Raw genomic sequence first — 19649 nt, 5'->3', positions numbered from 1 at the left:
TGCGCGAGAACCGCGTACAGGGAGCTGCGGGCGCGGAGACTGTCAGCGCGTGATGCCCGTATCGTAGCTTCCCATATGGGCCACTGGTGGAAAGCCTCTGAGCGTGGGACAGTCCTCATCGCTTTTCCTCCGAGTTTCTTCTACCGACTGGGGGTGCCTCGGCTTGCGGCGTAACCTCAACTTTTCAAACCGCCGGATGCGGACCCGCATGTCCGGTGGTGTGGGAGGGGACCGGCGAAGAAACTCGCCGGCCCCTATCCCGATCGACGATAATCCTCTGTCGCGCCGACCCTATTGAGGATTCTGAGTGCTGGGTCACTTCGCGATCCCTTGGATCTTTATGAAGTCGCGCGCGCAGGCGGAATGGGGCGCGCGCGGCTCGCGGCGCTAAGCGCCGCGAGCGCAGGAAGAGAGAGCATTGGGCCGAAGTCTCAGTGATTGGATGGCGACCTGAAATGCCAATTCCATTTATGAAATAATGATAAATTCAGCAATACCTCCAGCGCTGGCGGTGGGATGGCTAGAAGTGATGGAAAAATATGACAAATTGGCGCATCAAGTCGCCGTCTTTCGTCATAGCACAACAACTGCGTGCCGCTAAGTGACCGGCATTGCCGCTAGACGGCCCTCAGCCTGAGCGGGCTCATCTCCGGTCCGGCCATGGCGGGAAGGAGTAGGTCTCGCCGCTCTTGTTCATGACGGCCTTGTTCACGTAGAAGCTTTCCGGCCCCTGGCTGAAAGGCGGGACCGCGAAGGTGCCGCGCGTCTGCGGGCGCAGCCGGAAGGCGATCATGCGCTTGAGCGCCTTGACCATGATCCGTTCGACCGCGCGGGCGTGCGGGGAGGCGAGCAGGTCGTCCTCGGGCTTGAGACCGGCCGCGTGGGCCTGGACGGCCTTGCCGGCCTCCGCGGCGGCCCAGCGGAAATCCTCATCCGCGGGATAGGGCTTGGAGCCGAAGCGCTTGAGCTCGCCGGTGTTGAGGCGCATGGTCAGCCGCAGGCCGGTCTCGACGAGGCCGAGGTCCGGCTCGGGCTTGGCGACGCCGTCGGCGCGCTTCTTGGCGAGGTCGCTGAGCATGTCCCACAGCGCCCACTCGGAGGCGCACTTCACGTCCGAGTCCGCGTACGCCGTGGTCCCGGCCAGATTCTGCAGGGGCGCCGCGAAGCCGCTCAGGACCGCATCCGGGTCCTGGTCCTGCGCCGCCCAGGACAGCGCCAGCGCGAAGATGAACGGGCCGAGCCTCATGGGGCCTCCTGGGCGACCGAGTGGGTGCAGCGCTGGCGAAAATCGCAGCGCGGGCAGAAGCTCGTGTCCGGCGGGAACTTCCCCGCCTCGATGCGGTCCGCCGTCTCCAGGATCAGAGCTTTGAGCCCCTCTTCGCCCGCCGCGTCGTAAGGGACCGTGATCTTGCGGCTCTCCGCCACGAAGTACCAGGTCAGCAGGTCGGGCTCCTTGGCCAAAGCCTCGCGGCAGCCCAGGCCGTAGAAGCGCAGCTGCAGGCCGTCGCGCGGCCCCTTCTCATCGCCCGAGCCGTAGGTCTTGTAGTCGATGACCTCCAGCCGCCCGTCCGGATGGCGGTCGATGCGGTCGATCATGCCCCGCACCTCATGGCGGCCCAAGGGGTAGATGAACTCCCGCTCCACGGCCTCGATCACCGCGCGCCGCTCCCGCTCGTCGGCCAGATAGCGCTCCAGGATGCGCCGCCCCTTGCCGCGCCAGGACTCCCGGGCCTGCTCGTCCGAGTAGCCGGCGCTGAGCCAGCGGCTCTCATAGCAGGCCCACAGGTCGTCCTCGGAAGGATTATCCCTGCGGTGGAAGCACTCCAGGGTCCGATGCAAAGACAGTCCCAAGGAGCCGGGAGGAGTCAGAGGGATGCGCCAGCCCGCCACGAACTGCAGCTGGTACTTCCAGGGGCACTCGCGGTAGACCCGCAGCCTGGTGAAGCTGATCTCCACTTAGAGGGCCGGCCCTCCCTGAGTCGCGGCGTGACGGAAGAAGTCCAAATAGGTGTCGCCGTACTTCTCGCGGCGCACCTGCACCCAGCCCGCGGGCGCCTGCACGTCTTCCTTGACGTGGTGCTGGCACACGGCCCAGCCCTTGGGCGCCAGAAGACCCGCCTCGGCCAACTTGGCCAGGGCCGGCGTGGAGTAGGACAGCGGACGCTTCTGCTCGTCCTTGTACGGCGGCCCCATGAAGATGAGGTCGTACTGCGAGGTCCCGGAGCGGAACGGGATCCAGGACAGGTCGCTCAAGGCGTTGCCGAAATGGACCTTGCCCTTGTCCGCGAAACCCGCCGCGGCCAGGTTGCGCGCGATGAGCTCCGTGCAGCGCCGTTCCAGGTCCACGAAGAAGACGAAAGCCGCGCCCCGCGAGAGGGCCTCGATGCCGACGGCCCCGGTCCCCGCGAAGAGGTCCAGCAGCCGCGAGCCCGGGACCAGCCCTGAGATGATGTCGAAGAGCGACTGCTTGATGCGCCCCGAGATGGGACGCACCCCCGAGTCCTTGCCCGGCCCCTTGATGTGGCGGCCGCGCAGCTGGCCGGCGATGATGCGCATGAGTCCATTCTAGCAAAGCGGACACTCCTCATTTGCTAGAATAGCGCCCCATGGCGACACGCATCATGGTGGTGGACGACGACCCCCTGGTGGGCGAGCTCTCCTCCGCTCTGCTCCGGGACGCCGGCTACGAGGTCGAGCTCGTCAACGACAGCACCAAGGCCCTTGAGATGATCAAGGCCAAGCCCCCGGCCGTCGCCGTCCTCGACATCCTCATGCCCGGCCTCGACGGCATGACCCTCTGCCACCGCATCAAGAGCGACCCCACCACCAAGCAGGTGCGGGTGGTCATCGTCTCGGGCAAGGCCTTCCACGCCGACCGCAAGCGCGCGCTGGACTACGGGGCCGAGCTCTTCATCGAGAAGCCCTACGACGTCGACACCTTCGCCAAGCAGATCGGCGAGCTGATCGCCGGCCAGGCCCCGGCGCCGCCCCCCGCGACGGAAGAGGCCCACCTGGGCGCCCGGGCGGAGGAGCCCGCCGACGCCAAGCTCCACATGACGGTCTGGGGCTGCCGCAGCCTCTCCCCGTTCAAGGGCGGCGAGCCTTCCCGCTACGGGCGGCACACGTCCTGCGTCACCTTGGAGACCGCCAACGACATCCTCATCTTCGACGCGGGCTCCGGCATCGTGCCCCTGGGGCGCGAGATCGTCAAGAACGACCGCTACAAGAACCTATGGATCTTCCTGTCCCACTTCCACCAGGACCATTTCGAGGGCCTGGCCGAGTTCGCGCCGGCCTACGCCCCGGGCTACAAGCTCAACATCAGCGGCGCCAACGACCCGGGCCAAGCGCTCCAGGACCGCATCCAGCGCATCTTCGAGACCGCGCCGCCCGACCTCGGCCCACTGCAGGCCGAGCTGCAGCTCTTCGAGATGATGGAGGAGACCTACGAGGTGCTCCCCGGCGTGCAGGTCTCGCCGTACTTCGCCAACCATCCCGGCACGACTTTGGGCTTCGTCGTCGAGCTCGAAGGGCGCCGCTTCGCCTACTCCCCGGACGCCGAGATCTACGGGGAGGAAGGGACGGCCCTGCAGGACTACGACGAGCGGCTCGGACGCCTCATCAAGGGCGCCGACCTGCTCATCCACGACGCCCGCTACCTCGACTCCGACTACCAGACGCGCAAGAACAACGGCCATTCCAGCTGGATCAACACTCTGCATCTGGCCGCGCGCAGCGGGGTCAAGCGCCTGGTCCTGTTCCATCACGACGACGCCTACACCGACGCCGTCCTCGACCGGATCGACGCCGACGCCCAGAAGGTCGTCGCGGACAAGGGCTACAAGATCCAGGTCGTCATGGCGCGCGAGGCGCTCAAGATCGGGATATGAAAAGCGGATCAGCCGAGCCCCAGGACGTCAAGGGACGGGTGCTGGAGACCGCCGGCCTCGTGGACTACCAGGCCGGCGCCGTGGTGAGCCGCGCCTTGATCCAGAAGACCGCCGGGACCGTGACCCTCTTCGCCTTCGACCAAGGCCAGGGCTTGAGCGAGCACACGGCGCCCTTCGACGCGCTGGTCTTGATCCTCGACGGCGAGGCCGAGATCCGCATCTCCGGCACCCCGCACCGGGTCAAGGCGGGCCAGATGATCATCATGCCCGCCCAGTCGCCGCACGCCCTGCAGGCCGTCAAGCCCTTCAAGATGGCGCTGGTGATGATCCGGTCCTAGGATCTTCCCCGCCCCTACAGCCGCAGCGTGTGGTCGTAGAAGCGACGGGCCTGGTCCGGGGTCTTGATTCCCTTGACGATCTCGTCGGCCAAGTCGACCGCCAGGGCGTTGCGCTCCTCGCTCAGCGAGCGGGCTGAGAGCTCGGTGCCGTCCACGGAGACGCGGATATCGCCGCTGAAAGCGGCCAGGTCCGGACGCTTCCGCGCCGGCACCGGATAGGATACGGTCTCTTCGAGGAGACAGCCCCCCTCGCCAGGTCCGAGGCCGGGCAATTCGTCCCACACCGAGATCCTCTTCCACAGACGCTGATCGTTCCAGACCAGCCGGCCGGACTCCAAACGGTCCGGCGGCCCGTATTCATCGAGCAACTTGGCCGCCAGCAGGCGCGCCGGCTCAGCCCAGTCCGAGATGATCGCCCGCGCCCTATCCGCGCGCTGCCGGGGAGTCGAAGTCATGCCCGTACGGCAGCCTCCTGCCGCCGCCGCCAGAAGCAGTGCCGCAGCGATCCCGGCCAGTCTTCCCAGGCGGCCCCTCATATCGCCCTCCCCCAACCAGGAGTCTAGCTTCCGGGCATCAAGTCCCTATCAAATCCTCCGAGAGAGGCCCCGCACGTAAGTCAAGGAGGCCAGGGCGGCGTCGAGGTCCGCCGCCAGCGGCAATTCCACGATGGCCGGGCGGTCCGCGTACTCCGGCCGGGCCAGCAGGACACGCAGCCCCTCCGCTCCCAGGAAGCCCTCCCCCCACGGGACGTGGCTCTCGCGCTGGGAGCCCAGCAGGGCCCGCGTGTCGTTGAGGTGGAAAGCTAGGACGCTCTCCGCGCCCACGACGCGATGCAGGCGGGACAGGAAGCGCAGCATGCCCTCGGCCGAGGCCAGGTCGAAGCCCGCGGCCCAGGCGTGGGCGGTGTCCACGCACACCCCGCAGGGCTTGCCCGCCCGGCGCAGGGGCCCCAGGAGCTCGGCCAGGTCGTGCAGGGCCGCGCCCAGGCGCCGGCCGCCGCCCGGCACGTTCTCGAAGAGGACCGGCAGGCCCGAGCCGCCGCCGCAGGCCCGGTCCCAGGCTTCGCCGACCGCGGCCGCGGCCAGACGCAGCCCCTCCCCCCGGTCCGATTCCTCCGAATAGGCCCCGGCGTGGAGGATGAGGGCCTCCGCGCCCAGGGCCGCGGCCAAGCGCAGCTCGCGGTCCAGGAGCTCGATGGAGCGGCGGCGGCGCTGGCCCGAGCGCGAAGCCAGGCAAGGGGCGAAACGAGAATGCGCCAGGAGGCGGCGCACCCCGCTCGACTCCCGGGAGCTCCGGAATCCGGCCAATTCCGCCGCGGAATGCATCTCGTGGCGCTTATAGGGGAAGAGCTGCATGGCCTCGCAGCCCAAGGCCCGAGCCTGGCGCAAGGCCGCGTCGAATCCCCCGCTGACCGGGCAATGGACCCCTAGAACCATCGCCTTGGGGTCATGACTTGCCGCCGGGCAGACGCGCCTGCGTCAGCACGGTCTCGCTGGTCTCGTCCTCCTCGGCGCAGAGGTCGCAGATCAGCCCCACTCCGGGGGCGTAGAACCTCTCGCCGCTGCCTCCGTCGCCCCCCGCGATGAGGTAAGCGACCCGCAGGCAGCCGCGGAAGGTCCCGGCCGGGACGGTCTTGACCGCATCGAGGGAATCGATGCGGAAAGCGTCCGGCGCGCGGCTCCACTGCCGGCCCGGCTCCAGCGGCAGGGGCAGTTCGAGTTCCTGGCCCAGGAAGACGCCGCGCGCGTCCTTGGTGACCGTGAGGTCCGCCGGCTGACCGGCGGGAAGAGCCGTGCGCCGGCAGTGGGCGCGCGTGGTCCCGCCCTCGGTGGCGGCCGAGACGACCTCGAAGCGGTAGCCGCCCGTCCCCGAGGACGAGCGGGTCCGGTATTCGAGGACCAGTCCCTCGCGGAGCGGGAAATAGTCCATCACTTGGAGAAGATCATCTTCATCGACACCAGAAGCAGCACCGAACCGAAGACCTTCTGCAGGACCTTGTGGGACAGACCCACCGCGAACTTCGCGCCCAGAAGGCCGCCCAGGAAGAAACCCGCGCAGATCAAGGCCGCGACCCTGAGGTCCACATAGCCCTGCTTGTAGTAAGTCCAGGCGGCCAGGATCCCGATAGGCGGGACCAGGAGAGCCAAGGTGGTGCCCTGCGCCAGGTGCTGGGACATGCCGAAGACCAGGACCAAGGCTGGCACGATGACGATGCCCCCGCCGATGCCGATGAGACCGCTGACCACGCCCGCGAAGAGACCGAGAGCCAGATAGGGGATGACATTCTGCATCCCGGGATTCTAACAAAGTTGCTGTAGGCCTTTCGACAGGTCCCTGGCAGGTCCAAAATCGCGGCTCGGGCTGGGCCATTCGGCCGTGGCTCTCGGGCGGCGTTCCGCCTATAATCATGGGGATGCCGAACTTCAAGCGCGCGCAGCGCTGCGCGTGGCTCATCCTCGCCTCCGGCCTCGCCGCAGCCTCCGCCTCGGCCGCGGCCCTCAGCCGTTGCGAAGTCCGCGCCGGCGCCGCCGCGGTCCCCGGCCTGACCTCCGTCGGCGCGCCCTCCGCCGCGGGGCTCGGCGTGTCCGCCGGAGTCTTGCCGACCCCCGGCCTCACATCCCAGCTCTCCGTCTCCGCGGCCCCGGCCGTGGCCCCGGCCGCGACGCCGGTCTCCATGAGCTTGCCCGCACCCAGCGCTCCAATCCTGACGCCGGATGTCCTCTCCCCCTCAGCGCCTGAAGCGAAGAGCGTCCCGGCCCTCCCCCCCGAGCGCCGCGCCCCGTACCAGAGCCTCTCCTCCGAGCTCGGCGCGAGCCCCGGCACGACCACGCCCGAGAGATCCCGGGACCTCGGCGCCCAGTTCTTCTCCGCCCCCAGCCTCTCGGCCGCGCCGGCCGAGGGCGGCGAGCTCGGCCCGGCCGTCGCTGCGGTCTCCGCGTCTTTGCGCCCGGCGGCCCCCGCGGCGCCGCGCGCGCCGCCGCAGGCCGCGGCCGCCCGGCGCCAGAGCTACCAGCCCGAGACCGGCCTGCGCGCCGCCCTCAAGGACCGCGTCTTCCACGCCCATCTTCTGGCCCACCACCTCTATTGGTACACGGTCACGCACATCCAGGACCTCTGGCCCGGTTATCAAGAGAAGCTCCGCAAGCTCGCCGCGCGAGGGGAAGCCTCGGCGGTGACGCGGCCGCGGACCTTCTTCTCCTTTATGAGGGTCATGGGGGAGACCGGGATCTTCCACGTCCTGGGCTTCGCCGCGCTCAACGACCAGGCGGTCCTGGAGGAGTCCCGGCGCACCTTCGACCGCTTCTTCGACGGCCCCGGCATCGGCCCCGCGCAGCGCGAGGCCTTCGCGCGGTTCCTGGATCGCATCGCGGTCTTCAACGTGGCCCATCGCGCGCACTCCAACATGAAGAAGCACATCCGCGACGCGCTCCTGCTCGCCTCCGTCATGCCGGCGCGCGACATCGCCCCATTCTTCAATTCCTTGGCGCTCAAGGACAAGACCGATGAGATCGAGCAGTTCCAGCGCCAGGGCGCGCCGGAGATCATCAAGGCCTACCAGGAAGCGGTCCGGCAGACCCTGGCCGAGGAGCCCGACACCCCGGACCGGATCCTGGGAGTCGTGCTCATGGGCAGTTTCGCCCGGGGCGCCGCGACTCCCACCAGCGACATGGACACCGAGCCCCTGGCTCGCGACGGCCAGGACGGCAGGACGCAGGCTTTCAACGACCGGCTCATCGCGAGGTGGGAAGCTCTGGGCCTGCAGCGGGCCAACCCGATCACTCCGCATGAGCACGCCCTGCATCCCTCGCCGGGCCTGCTCTCGATGATCCACCCGAACGGAGACTTCCTCGTCGTCGCCGACGACGAGGCCCTGGAAGAGGCCCTGGCCCCGGGCTCCGGCTCCGCCTCGCCCATGATCCGCGACCGGACCGTGCGGGGCTGGTTCGGCCGGGTCTTCGAGTTCGGGACGGTCTTCGCCGTCACCTGCTGGACCGACCTCCAGCGGGCCTGGGGCCGCTGAGCCCGCAAGATCCCGGCGGATTGCTTCCCCCCCGCCGAATTGTGTCTAATTGAAGCTATGGGCACTGCAGAGAACCTCGATCTCATCACCATCGTCATCCAGCACAAGGACGAGGCCAAGGTCCTCGACGCCATCCTGAAGGCGGGCGCGCCCGGCGCGACCTACTACTACGGCCGCGGCACCGGCGTGCGCCAGAGGCTCGGCTTTCTCGGGCGCCTGATCGAGGCTGAGAAGATCGTCATCCTCACGGCCGTGCCGCCGGAGAAGACGCCGGCCGTGGTCAAGGCCGCCACCGAAGCCGCCAGGTTGGAACAGCCGGGCCAGGGCTTCCTCTGCGTGCAGAAGGCGAGCCTGATCGTCGGCTTCTTCTAGGCCGCGCAGCATGAGGCGAAAAGGCCGAAGCGCGCTTGCGTATCCTTAAGCCGTTTGATACGATGATTCGCATGTCGTTCAAGACTCTGCTCCTGATCGCAGCCGCGGCCTTCCAGCTCGCGTGCAAGCCCGAGGCCCTTCCCCCCATCAAGATCGGCGTCCTCCATTCCTTGTCCGGCACGATGGCCGCCGCCGAGAAGCCGGCTGTGGACGCCGTGCTCCTGGCCGTGGAGGAGGTCAACCGGAGCGGCGGGGTGCAGGGACGAAGGCTCGAGCCGGTCGTGGTGGACGGCCGCTCCGACCCCGATGTCTTTCAAAGGGAGGCTCAGCGGCTGATCACGCAGGAGCATGTCGCGGCCATCTTCGGCTGCTGGTCTTTGGCCAGCCGCAGGGCGGTCAGGCCGATCGTCGAGAAATACGATTCCCTGCTCTTCTATCCCGCCCAGAACGAAGGTCTGGAGCAATCCCCGAACATCGTCTACCTGGGGGCGGCGCCCAATCAGCATACCTTCCCGGCCTTGACTTGGGCCTACAGTCATCTGGGCAAGAGGTTCTTTTTGGTCGGCTCGGATCAGGTCTATCCCAGGATGGTCAACCTCATGGCCAGAGACGTCCTGCGCTACCTGGGGGGCCAGGTCGTGGGCGAGAAATATATCCCCCTCGGCGGGTCGGATTTCGCGGGGGTAGCGGAAGCGATCAAGAAGGCGAAGCCTGACGTCATCTTGAACACGATCAGGAGCGCCGGCATCATCAATTTTTTCGAGGCTCTTCGCGATGCCGGGATCTCACCCGATCAGACGGCGGTATTTTCGCTGACCCTGGATGAGGCTGGGGTCAAGACCATCATGGACCACATCCAGTCCCAGCATCCCAAAGAAGCCCCGACTTTCCTGAAGAAGCATCTGGCGGGCACATACGCCTGCTGGAACTATTTCGAGAGCATCGACAATCCCGCGAATGCAGCCTTCGTCAAGAAATTCAAAAAGAAGTACGGCGAGGATTACCGGGTCACGGATGCCATGGAGGCCGCCTACATAGGGGTCCACCTGTGGAGCGAGGCCCTCAACGAATGCACGACCATCGAGCGTCCCAGTGAGATCCTGTACCATCTGGCGCACCTCAGCATGCCGGCCCCCGAGGGCGTGGTCACCATCGACAACAACACCAACCACGCGCGCAAGACCATCCGGATCGGCAGGCTCAACCAAGCCGGCGCTTTCGACATCCTCTGGACTTCAAAGCGCCCCCTGAGCCCGGCCCCGTATCCACCCTTCATGGGGAAGGCCCATTGGGAAGGCTTGCTCGACCGGCTCTATCTGGCAACGGACAGCCATCGGGCCGCCGGCGCGCCCCGGGACGATTCCGAGGGTGGACTATGAGATCGCCCTGGAGAGCGTGGGGGTTCACGGGCCTGTTCGCGCGCTTGCTCATCGTCGCGCTCGTGCCGTCGCTCATCGTAGGCTTCGTCGCCATCCATATTTTTTCCGACACTCTGAATCAACACGTCCAGAACAAGCTCATGGCCATAAGCGACAGCCGGCAGGCTCTTCTGGACGCGCAACTGGACGAAATGTCGGATTTCATCTCCGAACAGGCCGCGGCGCCCGCGAACCAGGAGGCTGTCGAGAGGCTCGCCGCGGGATTCAAGAAGGCCGGCATCCGAAGCGAAGCCTACCGGGTCCTTGATTCGGGTTTCAGGGACCGTGTCCAGAGGCATTTCGACCTCCATAGTGATTACCTGCATGACCTCCTTTTCGTTTCGCGGGAGGGCGACGTCATCTTCTCCATGCGGCAGGAGCGGGATCTCGGACAGAACATCCACAGTTCGGCCCTGAAGGACACGTCTTTCACCGAGATGATCGACCTCGTGCAAACCTCTTTGAGCGCCGCGTATTCCGATTTCGGCTACTATCCCCCCGCGGACCGCCCCGCCATATTCGTCGCCGCCCCCGTCTTCGGAAAGGACAGGCTGCTCGGGACGATGGTGGCGCAGATCAAGCCCAAAGTCATGCTCGAATTCGCCCGCAATTATACCGGCCTGCCCAGGACCGGAGAGATCGTCTTCGCGAAGCGTGTCGGGACCGAGTTCGTCTATACCACCCTCTTCCGGCTCAGCCCCGATGCGTCGCTCTCCCAGCCGTTCAGTTTCAGCGACAAGGACGTCCTCCCCATGCCGGAGGCTCTGCGCGGAGAAGCCGGCGTCGGGCTTTCAACGGATTACCGCGGAGTAAAGGTCATGGCTAGATGGCAATATATCCCGCGACTGTGCTGGGGCATGGTCGTCAAGACGGACGCCGATGAGCTTTTCGCCCCGGTGCGCAGCTTGAAGAATGTCGTGGGGATCGTATGTGTGCTCATGGCCTTGTTGATCGCCGGCGTCGCGTTCAGCATGACCTGGGCCAGCGCCGGGTCCGCAAGCGAAAGCCAAAAGAGCTGACCTGACGCGGCAGCGGCAGCCATCGGTCTTACCACCCCCAGCATGAACCCCTATCTGGTCGCGGTCCTCGCCATCCTGCTGGCGGAGTACGCCCTCAGCGCCTGGGCTGACTGGCTCGACGCGCGCGGCCTCAAGACCGAGCTGCCCGGCGAGTTCCAAGGGATCTATGACCCGGCCAGATATTCCCAGTCGCAGAGGTATCTCCGGGACCACACACGCTTGCGCCTCGTCCAGGACTCGCTCATGACCACCCTGGCCATCGGCTTCATCCTGGCGGGCGGGTTCGGCCGCCTCGACCGCCTGGCCAGGTCCGTCTGCCCCGGAGAGCTCGGCGCCGGCCTGCTCTTCGCGGCCCTGCTGCTCTGGGCCTGGCACCTCGCGCACATCCCGTTCTCGGCCTACGCCACCTTCGTCATCGAGGAGAGATACGCCTTCAACAAGACCACTCCCCGGACCTTCGCGCTGGACGTCCTGAAGGGCTGGCTCCTGGCCGCGGCTTTGGGCGCCCCCCTTTTCGCCGGGATCCTCTGGTTCTTCAGCCGGCTGGGCGCCGTGGCCTGGCTCTACTGCTGGGGCGCCGTCACGCTCGTGCAGCTCCTGCTGGCCCTGGCCGCGCCCGTGCTCATCATGCCGCTTTTCAACAAGTTCACGCCTTTAGCCGCGGGCGAACTGCGCTCGGCCATCGAGGCCTACGCGCGGTCCCAAGGGTTCGCGATGCAGGGCATCTTCGTCATGGACGGCTCCCGCCGCTCCGGCAAGAGCAACGCCTTCTTCACGGGCTTGGGCCGGTTCCGGCGGGTGGTCCTGCTCGACACCTTGATCGCCCGGCATACCGTCCCGGAGCTTCTGGCCGTCCTGGCCCATGAGATGGGGCACTTCAAGGAGAGGCACCTCCTCAAATCCATGTTCCTTCAGATCGGCGTCACCGGCAGCGAGCTCTTTTTGCTCTCGTTCTTCATCGGCAACGAACGGCTGGCGCAGGCCTTCGGGCTGCAGCAGCCGCGCGTCTACGCGGGCCTGTTCTTCTTCGGCTTCCTCTTCGCGCCGATCTCGCTGGCCCTGTCGGTCGCGGCGCACGCCCTCTCCAGGCGCTGGGAGTTCGCGGCCGACGCCTACGCCCGGCGCACGGCCGATGCGGAGGCCTTCATCTCAGCCCTCAAGAGGCTCAGCGTGGACAACCTGTCGAACCTGACCCCGCACCCCTTCAAGGTGCTGCTCGCCTACAGCCACCCGCCGGTCCTGCAGCGGCTGCAGGCCCTGCGCCGGGGGTCGGACTAGCCGACCCGCCCCAGCAGGCGCAGGATCCCGTCCAGCGTGGTCAGGGGATGCGGCGGGCACCCCGGGATGAAGAGGTCCACCGGCAGGAACTCCCCGCAGCCGTCATGGACCTCGGGCTGGCCGCGGTACGGCCCGCCCGCGATGGCGCAGGATCCCACCGCGATGACCAGCTTGGGCGAAGGCACCGCCGCCCAGGTCTTGAGCAAGGCCGCCCTCATGTTCTCGGACACCGGGCCCGTGACCAGAAGGCCGTCGGCGTGCCTGGGCGAAGCCACGAACTGCACCCCGAAGCGGCCCAAGTCCCAGCCGATGGTGCCCAGCACGTTCACGTCCGCCTCGCAGGCGTTGCAGCCCCCCGCGCTCACCTGCCGGAGCTTCAGACTCCGACCGAAGAGCCGGCGCGACTTCGCCTCCAAAGCCTCGGCCAGCGCATAGGCCTCGCCCTGGACCGCAAGGTCCTCGCGCCGCCTGGCGGCCATGCGGTATTCCCGCGTGAACTCCACCGCATGCTCAGGGCAGGCCGCGGCGCAGGCTCCGCAGAATAGGCAATTCCCCAGGTCCAGCTTCCCCCCGGAGAGCGCCCCCGTAGGACAGACCGATGAACAACCCGCGCAGCCCTCTTTACAACGGGAAGGATCGACCTTAGGCCGGCCCAAGAAGCGGGCCGGCAGCTCCGGCGCCGGACCAGCCGGATACTCCATGGTCCGGTGCCCCTGCTTGAATCTCGTCCAAAGCACTTTCAGCATAGGTTCAAAGGTCGAAACCGCAGTAAGAAAGGTCGAAGCTCTTGTTGCATAAAGGGAAATCCGAGATCTGTTGCCCGCGCAAGGCCAAAGCCAGAGCGAACCAGTTGTGGAAGGAAGGGTCGACGACCTTGTAGGCGCCGAACCGCCCGGCCGCGTCGGTCATCGCCACATGGCAGACCTCGCCGCGCCAGCCCTCGGTCAAGGAGACCGCCACATGCTCCGGCCGCAGCTGCGGGACCTCGCGGCGCAAAGGCCCCCCGGGCAAAGACCCCAGGAGCTCGCGCGCGAACTTCAGCGAGCGCTGCACCTCCAGCCAGCGCACCTGGGCCCGGCCGAACACGTCGCCCGCATGCCAGCTCGACACCGGGATCATGGCGTAGCGATAGATCCCGAAGGGCAGGTCGCGGCGCACGTCCAAATTGAGCCCGCAGGCTCGGGCCGCCGGCCCGACCAGTCCCAGCCTGCGGCAATCCTCCAAGGAGACCGCGCCGGTCTCCTCGAAGCGCCCGGTCACGGAAGGGGAGTCCCAAAGCAGGTCCACGGCCGAGGCCGCCTCCTCCCCGAACGTCTCCAGGCGCGCCGACATCTCCGCGGCCAGCGCCGCGTCCGCATCGTGGGCCACGCCTCCCGGCCGCAGCAGGCTGCGTCCGAAGCGGCTGCCGCAGAGCATGGCCGTGATATTGAGAGCGTCCCCGCGCAGGCGGCCGCAATAGGACTGTGTGGGCAAGAACCCCACGTCTGCGGCCAAGGCTCCCAGGTCGCCGATGTGGTTGGCCACGCGCTCCAGTTCCAGCGCCACGGCGCGCAAGGCCAGGGCCCGCGGCGGCGCCTCGGCCTTGCCCAGAGCCTCCACCGCCTGGCAGTAGGCCCAGCCGTGGCCCACCGTGGTGTCTCCAGCGAGCGTCTCCATCAGATGCATGCTGCGCCGGTCCGGTCCGCCCAGCAGCGCGCGCTCCACGCCGCGGTGCTGATAGCCCAAGGAGATCTCCAGGTGCTTGACCACCTCGCCGGCGCATTGGAAGCGGAAATGCCCGGGCTCGATGACCCCCGCATGCACCGGCCCCACCGCCACTTCATGGACCTCCTCCCCATGCACCCGGTAGAAATCCATCGTCCCGCAGGCCGCCGTGCCCCCCGGCGGGAAGCGCACGGGCTTGAGCCAGGGATGCCCCATCGGCCTGACTCCGTGCTGCTCGAAGATCTCTCTTTCGAAAAGGTGGGCCTGCGGACACACCGGGGTCAGCGCAGGAAAGCTCTGCGCCGGCTCCGCGCCCAGCAAGGACAGGACCCCTTCGGCGTCGTCGGCCAGAACCGCGAGCAGACCGACCCCGCCGGAGGCCAGCCTCCGGCCGAGGAATGCGCTCAGGCGGCAGCCCGCGCCGACGGCCCCCAGGACAGCGTCACGGAACTCCGCCGCGGCGAGAATCGGGACCTTGGCAAGCGGGACGGCTTGACCGTTGCGCAAGGCGAGTCCGCGGACCATCAGCGCGCCCCCAGCACGGCCGCGGCTTCCTTGACGGCCTGGAGCAGCGGTCGAGGCACCCAGAGCCCCAGCACCAGCACGGCCGCGGCCAGGACGGCCGGAGGCCAGAAGCGCCAGGGATCCTCGTCATCGGCAGGCAGGTCCTTGAGCCGCTCGCAAGGCTCCCCATGCGACATCTTGAGCACGATGGTGGCCATGCCCACGAACACCGCGGCCAGAAGCGCCAGATAAAGCGCCGCCAGGCCGCCCCGGTGCCGGGCCAGGGCCCCTTGCAGTATCCAAAGCTCGCTCACGAACGGCCCGAAAGGCGGGGAGCCGGTGATGGCCAAGAAGCCCACCAGCCACAAGACTCCGGAGCGCGGCAAGGCGCGCAGGAGGCCCCGGACCTCGCTCACCGATTTGGTCCGGCTCGCGGCCAAGATGTTGCCCGCGGTCAAGAACAACAGGCCCTTGGTCAGGGAGTGGTTGACCGCGTGGAGCAGCGCGGCCGGGGCCGCGGCGCCCAGGCCCACGCCGAAGGCCAGCACGCCCATGTGCTCCACGCTGGAGTAGGCGAGCATGCGCTTGAAATCCGTCTGCCCGATGATGAAGGCCGCGGCCACGGCCATGGAAAGCAGCCCGAATCCCATGAAGAGGCCGCCGGTGAAATCCGCCAGCCCCGCGGCGCAGAGCACGGCGTTGACGCGCAGCAGGGCCAGGAAAGCGCAGTTGAGCAAGGCCCCGGAGAGCAAAGCCGAGACCACGGAAGGCGCTTCGCTGTGCGCGTCCGGCAGCCAGGTGTGCAGCGGCGCCAGCCCCATCTTGGTCCCGTAGCCCACCAAGAAGAGGATGAACGCCGCCTTGAGCCAGGGCAAGTCCAGCTCCGCGGAGTGCGCGGCCAGCTCCCGGCCGGTCATGAGCAGGTCCGGGTGAAGGCGCGCGGCCACGGCCAGGAAGAAGTTGCCCAGCAGGGCCAAGGCGATGCCCACCGAGCATATGAGCAGGTACTTCCAGGTGGCCTCCAGGGAGCGCCTCTGCCTGTGGAAGTGGATGAGCGGCGCGCTGACCAAGGTGGTGGCCTCGATGCCCACCCAGAGAAGGCCGAAATGCTGGCTGAGCGCGGCCAGGCTCATGGTGCCCAAGAACAGCAGGAGGCAGCCGGTAAACACCGCTTCCGGCGCGTTGTCGAAAAGGAAGCCCTCTTCATCCTCTTCCTCTTTCGAGTGGCCCGACGACCTCAGGAACCCCACCGCATAAGCGGCCGCGGCCAAGAACAGAACGCTGGTCAAACTCAGGAAAAGCCGCCCCGCCGCGTCGAGCTCGAGATAACCTCCCAAGGCGGGGCCCGGCAGCAGCCTCCAGCACGCGGCGGTCAGCGCCGCGTGGGCCAGAGCCGCGGCCAGGAGCAGGAGGCGCCGGGGGCGGTCCGGCCGTATCAAGAAAGCCGCCGCGCCCGCCGCCATAGGTACGCCCAGCAATGCCCAGATCATCTTGAATTCCGGGACACAATACTTAATTCCCCTCCCGACCTATGGCAGGATGCTTGAATCAAGTATTGTGTCCCCAATCTCGGAATCATCAGTCTTTCAAAGCCGTCAGCCGGTCGGTGTCGAGGTGGTCGAACTCCCGGTGGATATGGAAGAGGGTGATGCCCATGACGAAGACCCCCATGAACACGTCCAGAAGGATGCCCAGCTCGACCAGCAGCGGCTGATGCTCGGCGAAGGCCATGCCGAAGGCGTAGATGCCGTTCTCGAGGATGAGGTAGCCCAGGACCTGGGTCACGGCCTGGCGCCGGCTCACGATGACGAAAAGCCCGACGAAGATGGTGAACAGGGCCGTGGGCACCAGCCGCCGCAGCTCCTCCGGCCCGGCCTGGGGCAAGCGCGCGCCGAGCCACAGGGCGGCTCCGAGGAACAATATGCCGGCCGCGAGAGACGCCGTGAACCCCACGAAAGGCTCCACCTCCCTCTGCAGTCCGGCCTGGCGCAAAGCCCGGCCCAGCAGCCACGGGAACACCGCGGCCTTGAGGAAGGTGCTCGCCCCGGCCTGCAGGAGCAGGCGCGTGCTCAGGGCGTCGAGGTTGGCCAGCACGGGCAGCAGGCCCAGCAAGGCGCCCTGGAAGGCCACGGTCTGGATGCAGGCGGAAAGCCGGCTGGCGCCCAGCACGCGCAGGTTGGAGAGGACCACGAGTATGACGAGGCTCTCCACCCAGAAAGTCATGGGGCGCTCCGCACGAGCATCAGCGCCAGCACCGAGAAGGCGGCGGCCGCGGCCAGGAGCTGGGAGACCCGGGTCAGGCGCAGGCGGGCCATCACGGACTCCACCACGCCGGTGAACAGCGCCACCACGAACAGGCCGCAGAGTCCGGCCAGCAGGTCCAGCCAAGGCAGGCCCGTGCGCACGGGCAGCAGGAGTCCGGCCGCCAGGGCTCCCAGCACCCACATCTTAAGGGCCGCGGCGTATTGGATGAGGCCGAGGTCGGGCCCGCCGTGGTCCAGGACCATGACCTCATGGATCATGGTGAGCTCCAGATGCGTGTTCGGATCGTCGAAGGGGATGCGCGAGTTCTCCGCCAGGAAGATGATCAGCAGAGCGGCCACGACCAGCAGAAGGGCCGGCCCGCCAGGCTCCAGCAGGACCGCGGGCTCCAGCCCCACATAGAGGCTGGTCAGCGAGAGCTTGCCCGCCTGCCTGGCCATGGCCGCCAGGCCCAACAGCAAGGCGGGCTCGGAGAGTGCCGCGAACCACACTTCACGGCTGGCGCCCATGCCCTCGAAGGCCGAGCCGGTGTCCAGGGCGGCCGCGACCGTGAAGAAGCGCCCCAGGGCCAGGACATAAGCGAAGAGCACGAGGTCTCCCGGAAAGGCCAACAAGGCGGGCAAACCGCCCAGAGGTAGGAGCGTGAGCGCCAGCGTCGTGGAGGCCAAGGCGACGATGGGGCCGGCGCGGAACACCCAGGTCGTGGTGCGGCTGTACATCGCGCCTTTGTGCATGAGCTTGAGGATGTCGAGATAGGGCTGCAGCACGCTCGGTCCCGTGCGCCCCGCAAAAAAAGCCTTGACCCGATTGATGATCCCCGGCAGCAGGGGCGCGCAAAGCAGGGCCAAGGGCAGGTGCAGGGCGCTCAGCCGCATCCGAGCCTCCAGACCAGCAGGACCAGCAAGGTCAAGGCGATATAGAGGACATAGAGCTGGATGCGGCCGTGCTGGAGCCAGCGCAGCCGCAACGCGGCCTTCAATGCGCCCGCAAAGACCGGCCGGTAGAGACCTTCGTGGAACACGTCCGGGGTCTCGGTGGCATAGGCCGAGGGACCGGGGAAATAGCCCTCGGGGCCCGAGGCGCGCTCGCGCGTGCGCAGGAAGGCCGAGAACAAGCCTGTGATGGGCTGGGCGAAAGATGAGGCCGTGTACTGCATGCGCGCGCTGGGCGCGGCGTAGCCGCAGTCCCAGGTGAGGCCGCGGCCGATCTCGCGGCCGCGCAGCAACCAGGCGCGCAAAGCCGCGGCCAGGAGCAGCAGTCCCAGGAGCACGGCGGCCCCGGCTGAGACTGCGTGCAGGGGCTCCAAGGCGCCCTCCCACAACGCGGGGGACTCAGCCGGCGACAACCCTGCCAACTGGCCCACGGCTTCGGATGACCAGGACAGCGCCACCGCTCCAAAAAGGCCCACGAGCACACAAGCGGCGGCCAACAGTGCCATGCTCAGGCGCATGGCCAGGCCGCATTCGTGCGCCTGCGCGGCACCCGCGCCGCGCGGCTCGCCCAAGAACACCACGCCGAACGCCTTGGTGAAGCACGCCAGAGCCAGGCCGCCGATGAGCGCCAGCGCCGCGATGACCACCGCGCCGGCTAAGGCCTGCCCATGCACCACGGCGCAAAAGGCGGCCAGGTAGATCAGGAATTCGCTGACGAAGCCGTTGAGCGGGGGCAGGCCGCAGATGGCCGCGGCTCCGACCAAAAAGCAGGTCCCGGTCCAGGGCATGCGCTTGAGCAGGCCGCCCAGATGCTCCATGTCGCGCGTGCCGGCCCCGTGCAGGACGGAACCGGCGCCCAAGAAGAGCAGGCCTTTGAAGAGCGCATGATTGAGCACGTGCAGCAAGGCCCCGCCGGAACCGAGCAGGGCCACCAGCGGAAGGCCGTGCGCCCGTCCCAGCAGCCCCACGCCCAGGCCCAAGGCGATGATGCCGATATTCTCCACGCTATGGTAGGCCAGGAGGCGCTTGAGGTCATGCTGGGCCAAGGCGAAAAGCACGCCCAGGATGCCGGAGACCGCCCCGACGACGACCAGCGACCAGCCCCACCAGGCCGGCGGCGCGCCCAGCAGCGTCAGCGCGCGCATGAGCCCGTAGATGCCGGTCTTGATCATGACCCCGGACATGACCGCCGAGACATGGCTGGGGGCCGCCGGATGGGCCTCCGGAAGCCACACGTGCATGGGCATGAAGCCCGCCTTCGTGCCGAAGCCGATGAGCGCCAGCACGAAAGCGGCCCCAGCCAGCCGGGCGGGCATCACGGGGGCCGCGGAGAAGTCCGTGGTGCCGGCCTGCCTGGCCAGGAGCATGAAGAACAGGAGCAGGAAGGCCGTGCCCAGATGCGTAGCCACGAGGTAGGTCCAGCCGGCCTGCCGGACGCTCTCCTGCTCATCCTCGAAGGTGACCAGGAAGTAGGAAGCCAGCGCCATGACCTCCCAGGCGATGAGGAAGAGCACGCTGTCGCGCGCCACCACCACCATGAGCATGCTCGCGGCGAGCAGATCGAAGAAGAACCAGCAGGCGCCGAGGGGCCGGCGCAGGGCGTAGGGCTGGAGGTACTCGGCGCCGTAGAGCGCGGCCAAGGCGCAGAGCCCCAGGATGGCCACGACGAAAAACGCGGAGAGAGGGTCCAAGGCCAAAGCGAACGAGCCGATGGGCAGGCCCCAGGCCAGGCGCAGAGGCTGGACCGGCCGGCCCGCCAGAGCGGCGCAGGCAGGGATGAGCCCGACGCAGGCGCCCAGGATCGCTCCGCCGGACCCGAAAAGGCTCGCCCAGCGCGCGTTCTTGGCCGAGACCAGCGCTGCCGCTCCACCGAGCACCAAGAGGCCCGCGGCGAGGAGTATGCTTCCCATC

20 protein-coding genes are annotated in these 19649 nt (G+C 67.8%); 7 read left to right on the top strand and 13 right to left on the bottom strand.

The features are described 5' to 3' along the window. Nucleotides 1–643 precede the first annotated feature (643 nt). From NTY77_05870 to rsmD, 3 genes are read right to left on the bottom strand one after another with little or no spacing between them, the layout of a single operon-like run. Nucleotides 644–1246 carry a hypothetical protein gene (locus NTY77_05870; GenBank protein MCX5795001.1) on the bottom strand — a complete coding sequence of 201 codons (603 nt, stop codon included), beginning with the start codon at nt 1244–1246 and terminating at the stop codon, nt 644–646. After that, on the bottom strand, nt 1243–1956 hold the full coding sequence (locus NTY77_05865; GenBank protein ID MCX5795000.1) for a PD-(D/E)XK nuclease family protein: 714 nt from the start codon (nt 1954–1956) through the stop codon (nt 1243–1245). Before NTY77_05865 ends, NTY77_05870 begins: the two co-directional genes overlap by 4 nt. After that, complete coding sequence (gene rsmD / locus NTY77_05860; protein MCX5794999.1) at nt 1957–2556, bottom strand: 16S rRNA (guanine(966)-N(2))-methyltransferase RsmD; 600 nt, start codon at nt 2554–2556, stop codon at nt 1957–1959. Between the two features lie 50 nt (nt 2557–2606). Here rsmD and NTY77_05855 point away from each other — a divergent pair, with 50 nt between their 5' ends. Both NTY77_05855 and NTY77_05850 read left to right on the top strand, forming a co-directional pair. Continuing rightward, a complete protein-coding gene (locus tag NTY77_05855) occupies nt 2607–3890 on the top strand; it encodes a response regulator (GenBank protein ID MCX5794998.1) in 1284 nt (427 codons plus the stop codon). Further along, nucleotides 3887–4228 carry a cupin domain-containing protein gene (locus NTY77_05850; GenBank protein ID MCX5794997.1) on the top strand — a complete coding sequence of 114 codons (342 nt, stop codon included), beginning with the start codon at nt 3887–3889 and terminating at the stop codon, nt 4226–4228. Before NTY77_05855 ends, NTY77_05850 begins: the two co-directional genes overlap by 4 nt. 14 nt (nt 4229–4242) lie before the next feature. Here the strand turns inward: NTY77_05850 and NTY77_05845 are convergent, their stop codons facing one another. The 4 genes from NTY77_05845 to NTY77_05830 are packed head-to-tail and all read right to left on the bottom strand — an operon-like array spanning nt 4243 to nt 6519. Then, nucleotides 4243–4764, bottom strand: a complete 522-nt coding sequence (locus tag NTY77_05845) for a hypothetical protein (protein ID MCX5794996.1) — start codon at nt 4762–4764, stop codon at nt 4243–4245. A 48-nt stretch (nt 4765–4812) separates the two neighbouring features. Further along, nucleotides 4813–5664: a deoxyribonuclease IV gene (locus tag NTY77_05840; GenBank protein MCX5794995.1), complete on the bottom strand. Its 852-nt coding sequence runs from the start codon at nt 5662–5664 to the stop codon at nt 4813–4815. Nucleotides 5665–5674: 10 nt separating this feature from the next. After that, nucleotides 5675–6157, bottom strand: a complete 483-nt coding sequence (locus tag NTY77_05835) for a hypothetical protein (protein MCX5794994.1) — start codon at nt 6155–6157, stop codon at nt 5675–5677. Beyond that, nucleotides 6157–6519, bottom strand: coding sequence for a sulfite exporter TauE/SafE family protein (locus NTY77_05830; GenBank protein ID MCX5794993.1), 363 nt, complete (start codon nt 6517–6519; stop codon nt 6157–6159). Before NTY77_05830 ends, NTY77_05835 begins: the two co-directional genes overlap by 1 nt. Before the next feature lie 122 nt (nt 6520–6641). Here NTY77_05830 and NTY77_05825 point away from each other — a divergent pair, with 122 nt between their 5' ends. From NTY77_05825 to NTY77_05805, 5 genes are all read left to right on the top strand, one after another. Continuing rightward, the gene (locus NTY77_05825; protein ID MCX5794992.1) at nt 6642–8249 is read left to right on the top strand and encodes a nucleotidyltransferase domain-containing protein; all 1608 of its coding nucleotides are present in this window, start codon (nt 6642–6644) and stop codon (nt 8247–8249) included. Between the two features lie 57 nt (nt 8250–8306). Further along, nucleotides 8307–8621: a P-II family nitrogen regulator gene (locus NTY77_05820; GenBank protein ID MCX5794991.1), complete on the top strand. Its 315-nt coding sequence runs from the start codon at nt 8307–8309 to the stop codon at nt 8619–8621. 71 nt (nt 8622–8692) lie between these two features. Then, a complete protein-coding gene (locus tag NTY77_05815; GenBank protein MCX5794990.1) occupies nt 8693–10000 on the top strand; it encodes an urea ABC transporter substrate-binding protein in 1308 nt (435 codons plus the stop codon). Then, the gene (locus tag NTY77_05810) at nt 9997–11058 is read left to right on the top strand and encodes a hypothetical protein (protein ID MCX5794989.1); all 1062 of its coding nucleotides are present in this window, start codon (nt 9997–9999) and stop codon (nt 11056–11058) included. Before NTY77_05815 ends, NTY77_05810 begins: the two co-directional genes overlap by 4 nt. A 42-nt stretch (nt 11059–11100) precedes the next feature. Beyond that, nucleotides 11101–12336, top strand: coding sequence for a M48 family metallopeptidase (locus NTY77_05805; GenBank protein ID MCX5794988.1), 1236 nt, complete (start codon nt 11101–11103; stop codon nt 12334–12336). On the opposite strand, the gene NTY77_05800 is transcribed toward NTY77_05805, so the two are convergent. From NTY77_05800 to NTY77_05775, 6 genes are all read right to left on the bottom strand, one after another. Beyond that, nucleotides 12333–13082 carry a 4Fe-4S binding protein gene (locus NTY77_05800; protein ID MCX5794987.1) on the bottom strand — a complete coding sequence of 250 codons (750 nt, stop codon included), beginning with the start codon at nt 13080–13082 and terminating at the stop codon, nt 12333–12335. The genes NTY77_05805 and NTY77_05800 overlap by 4 nt on opposite strands. Before the next feature lie 4 nt (nt 13083–13086). After that, a complete protein-coding gene (locus tag NTY77_05795) occupies nt 13087–14565 on the bottom strand; it encodes an NADH-quinone oxidoreductase subunit C (protein ID MCX5794986.1) in 1479 nt (492 codons plus the stop codon). Further along, on the bottom strand, nt 14565–16034 hold the full coding sequence (locus tag NTY77_05790; protein ID MCX5794985.1) for a proton-conducting transporter membrane subunit: 1470 nt from the start codon (nt 16032–16034) through the stop codon (nt 14565–14567). The genes NTY77_05795 and NTY77_05790 overlap by 1 nt, the downstream gene beginning before the upstream one ends. 88 nt (nt 16035–16122) lie before the next feature. After that, the gene (locus NTY77_05785) at nt 16123–16767 is read right to left on the bottom strand and encodes a hydrogenase (GenBank protein ID MCX5794984.1); all 645 of its coding nucleotides are present in this window, start codon (nt 16765–16767) and stop codon (nt 16123–16125) included. Then, nucleotides 16764–17681 (bottom strand): NADH-quinone oxidoreductase subunit H, encoded by a 918-nt coding sequence (locus tag NTY77_05780; GenBank protein ID MCX5794983.1) that lies wholly within the window; start codon nt 17679–17681, stop codon nt 16764–16766. The genes NTY77_05785 and NTY77_05780 overlap by 4 nt, the downstream gene beginning before the upstream one ends. Then, nucleotides 17672–19648: a proton-conducting transporter membrane subunit gene (locus tag NTY77_05775; protein ID MCX5794982.1), complete on the bottom strand. Its 1977-nt coding sequence runs from the start codon at nt 19646–19648 to the stop codon at nt 17672–17674. Before NTY77_05775 ends, NTY77_05780 begins: the two co-directional genes overlap by 10 nt. Nucleotide 19649 lies beyond the last annotated feature (1 nt).

The organism is Elusimicrobiota bacterium, assembly GCA_026388095.1.
Taxonomy (GTDB): Bacteria; Elusimicrobiota; Elusimicrobia; order UBA1565; family UBA9628; genus UBA9628.
Note: the sequence above shows the minus strand (reverse complement) of the source record. Positions and strands in the feature narration are given on the sequence as shown.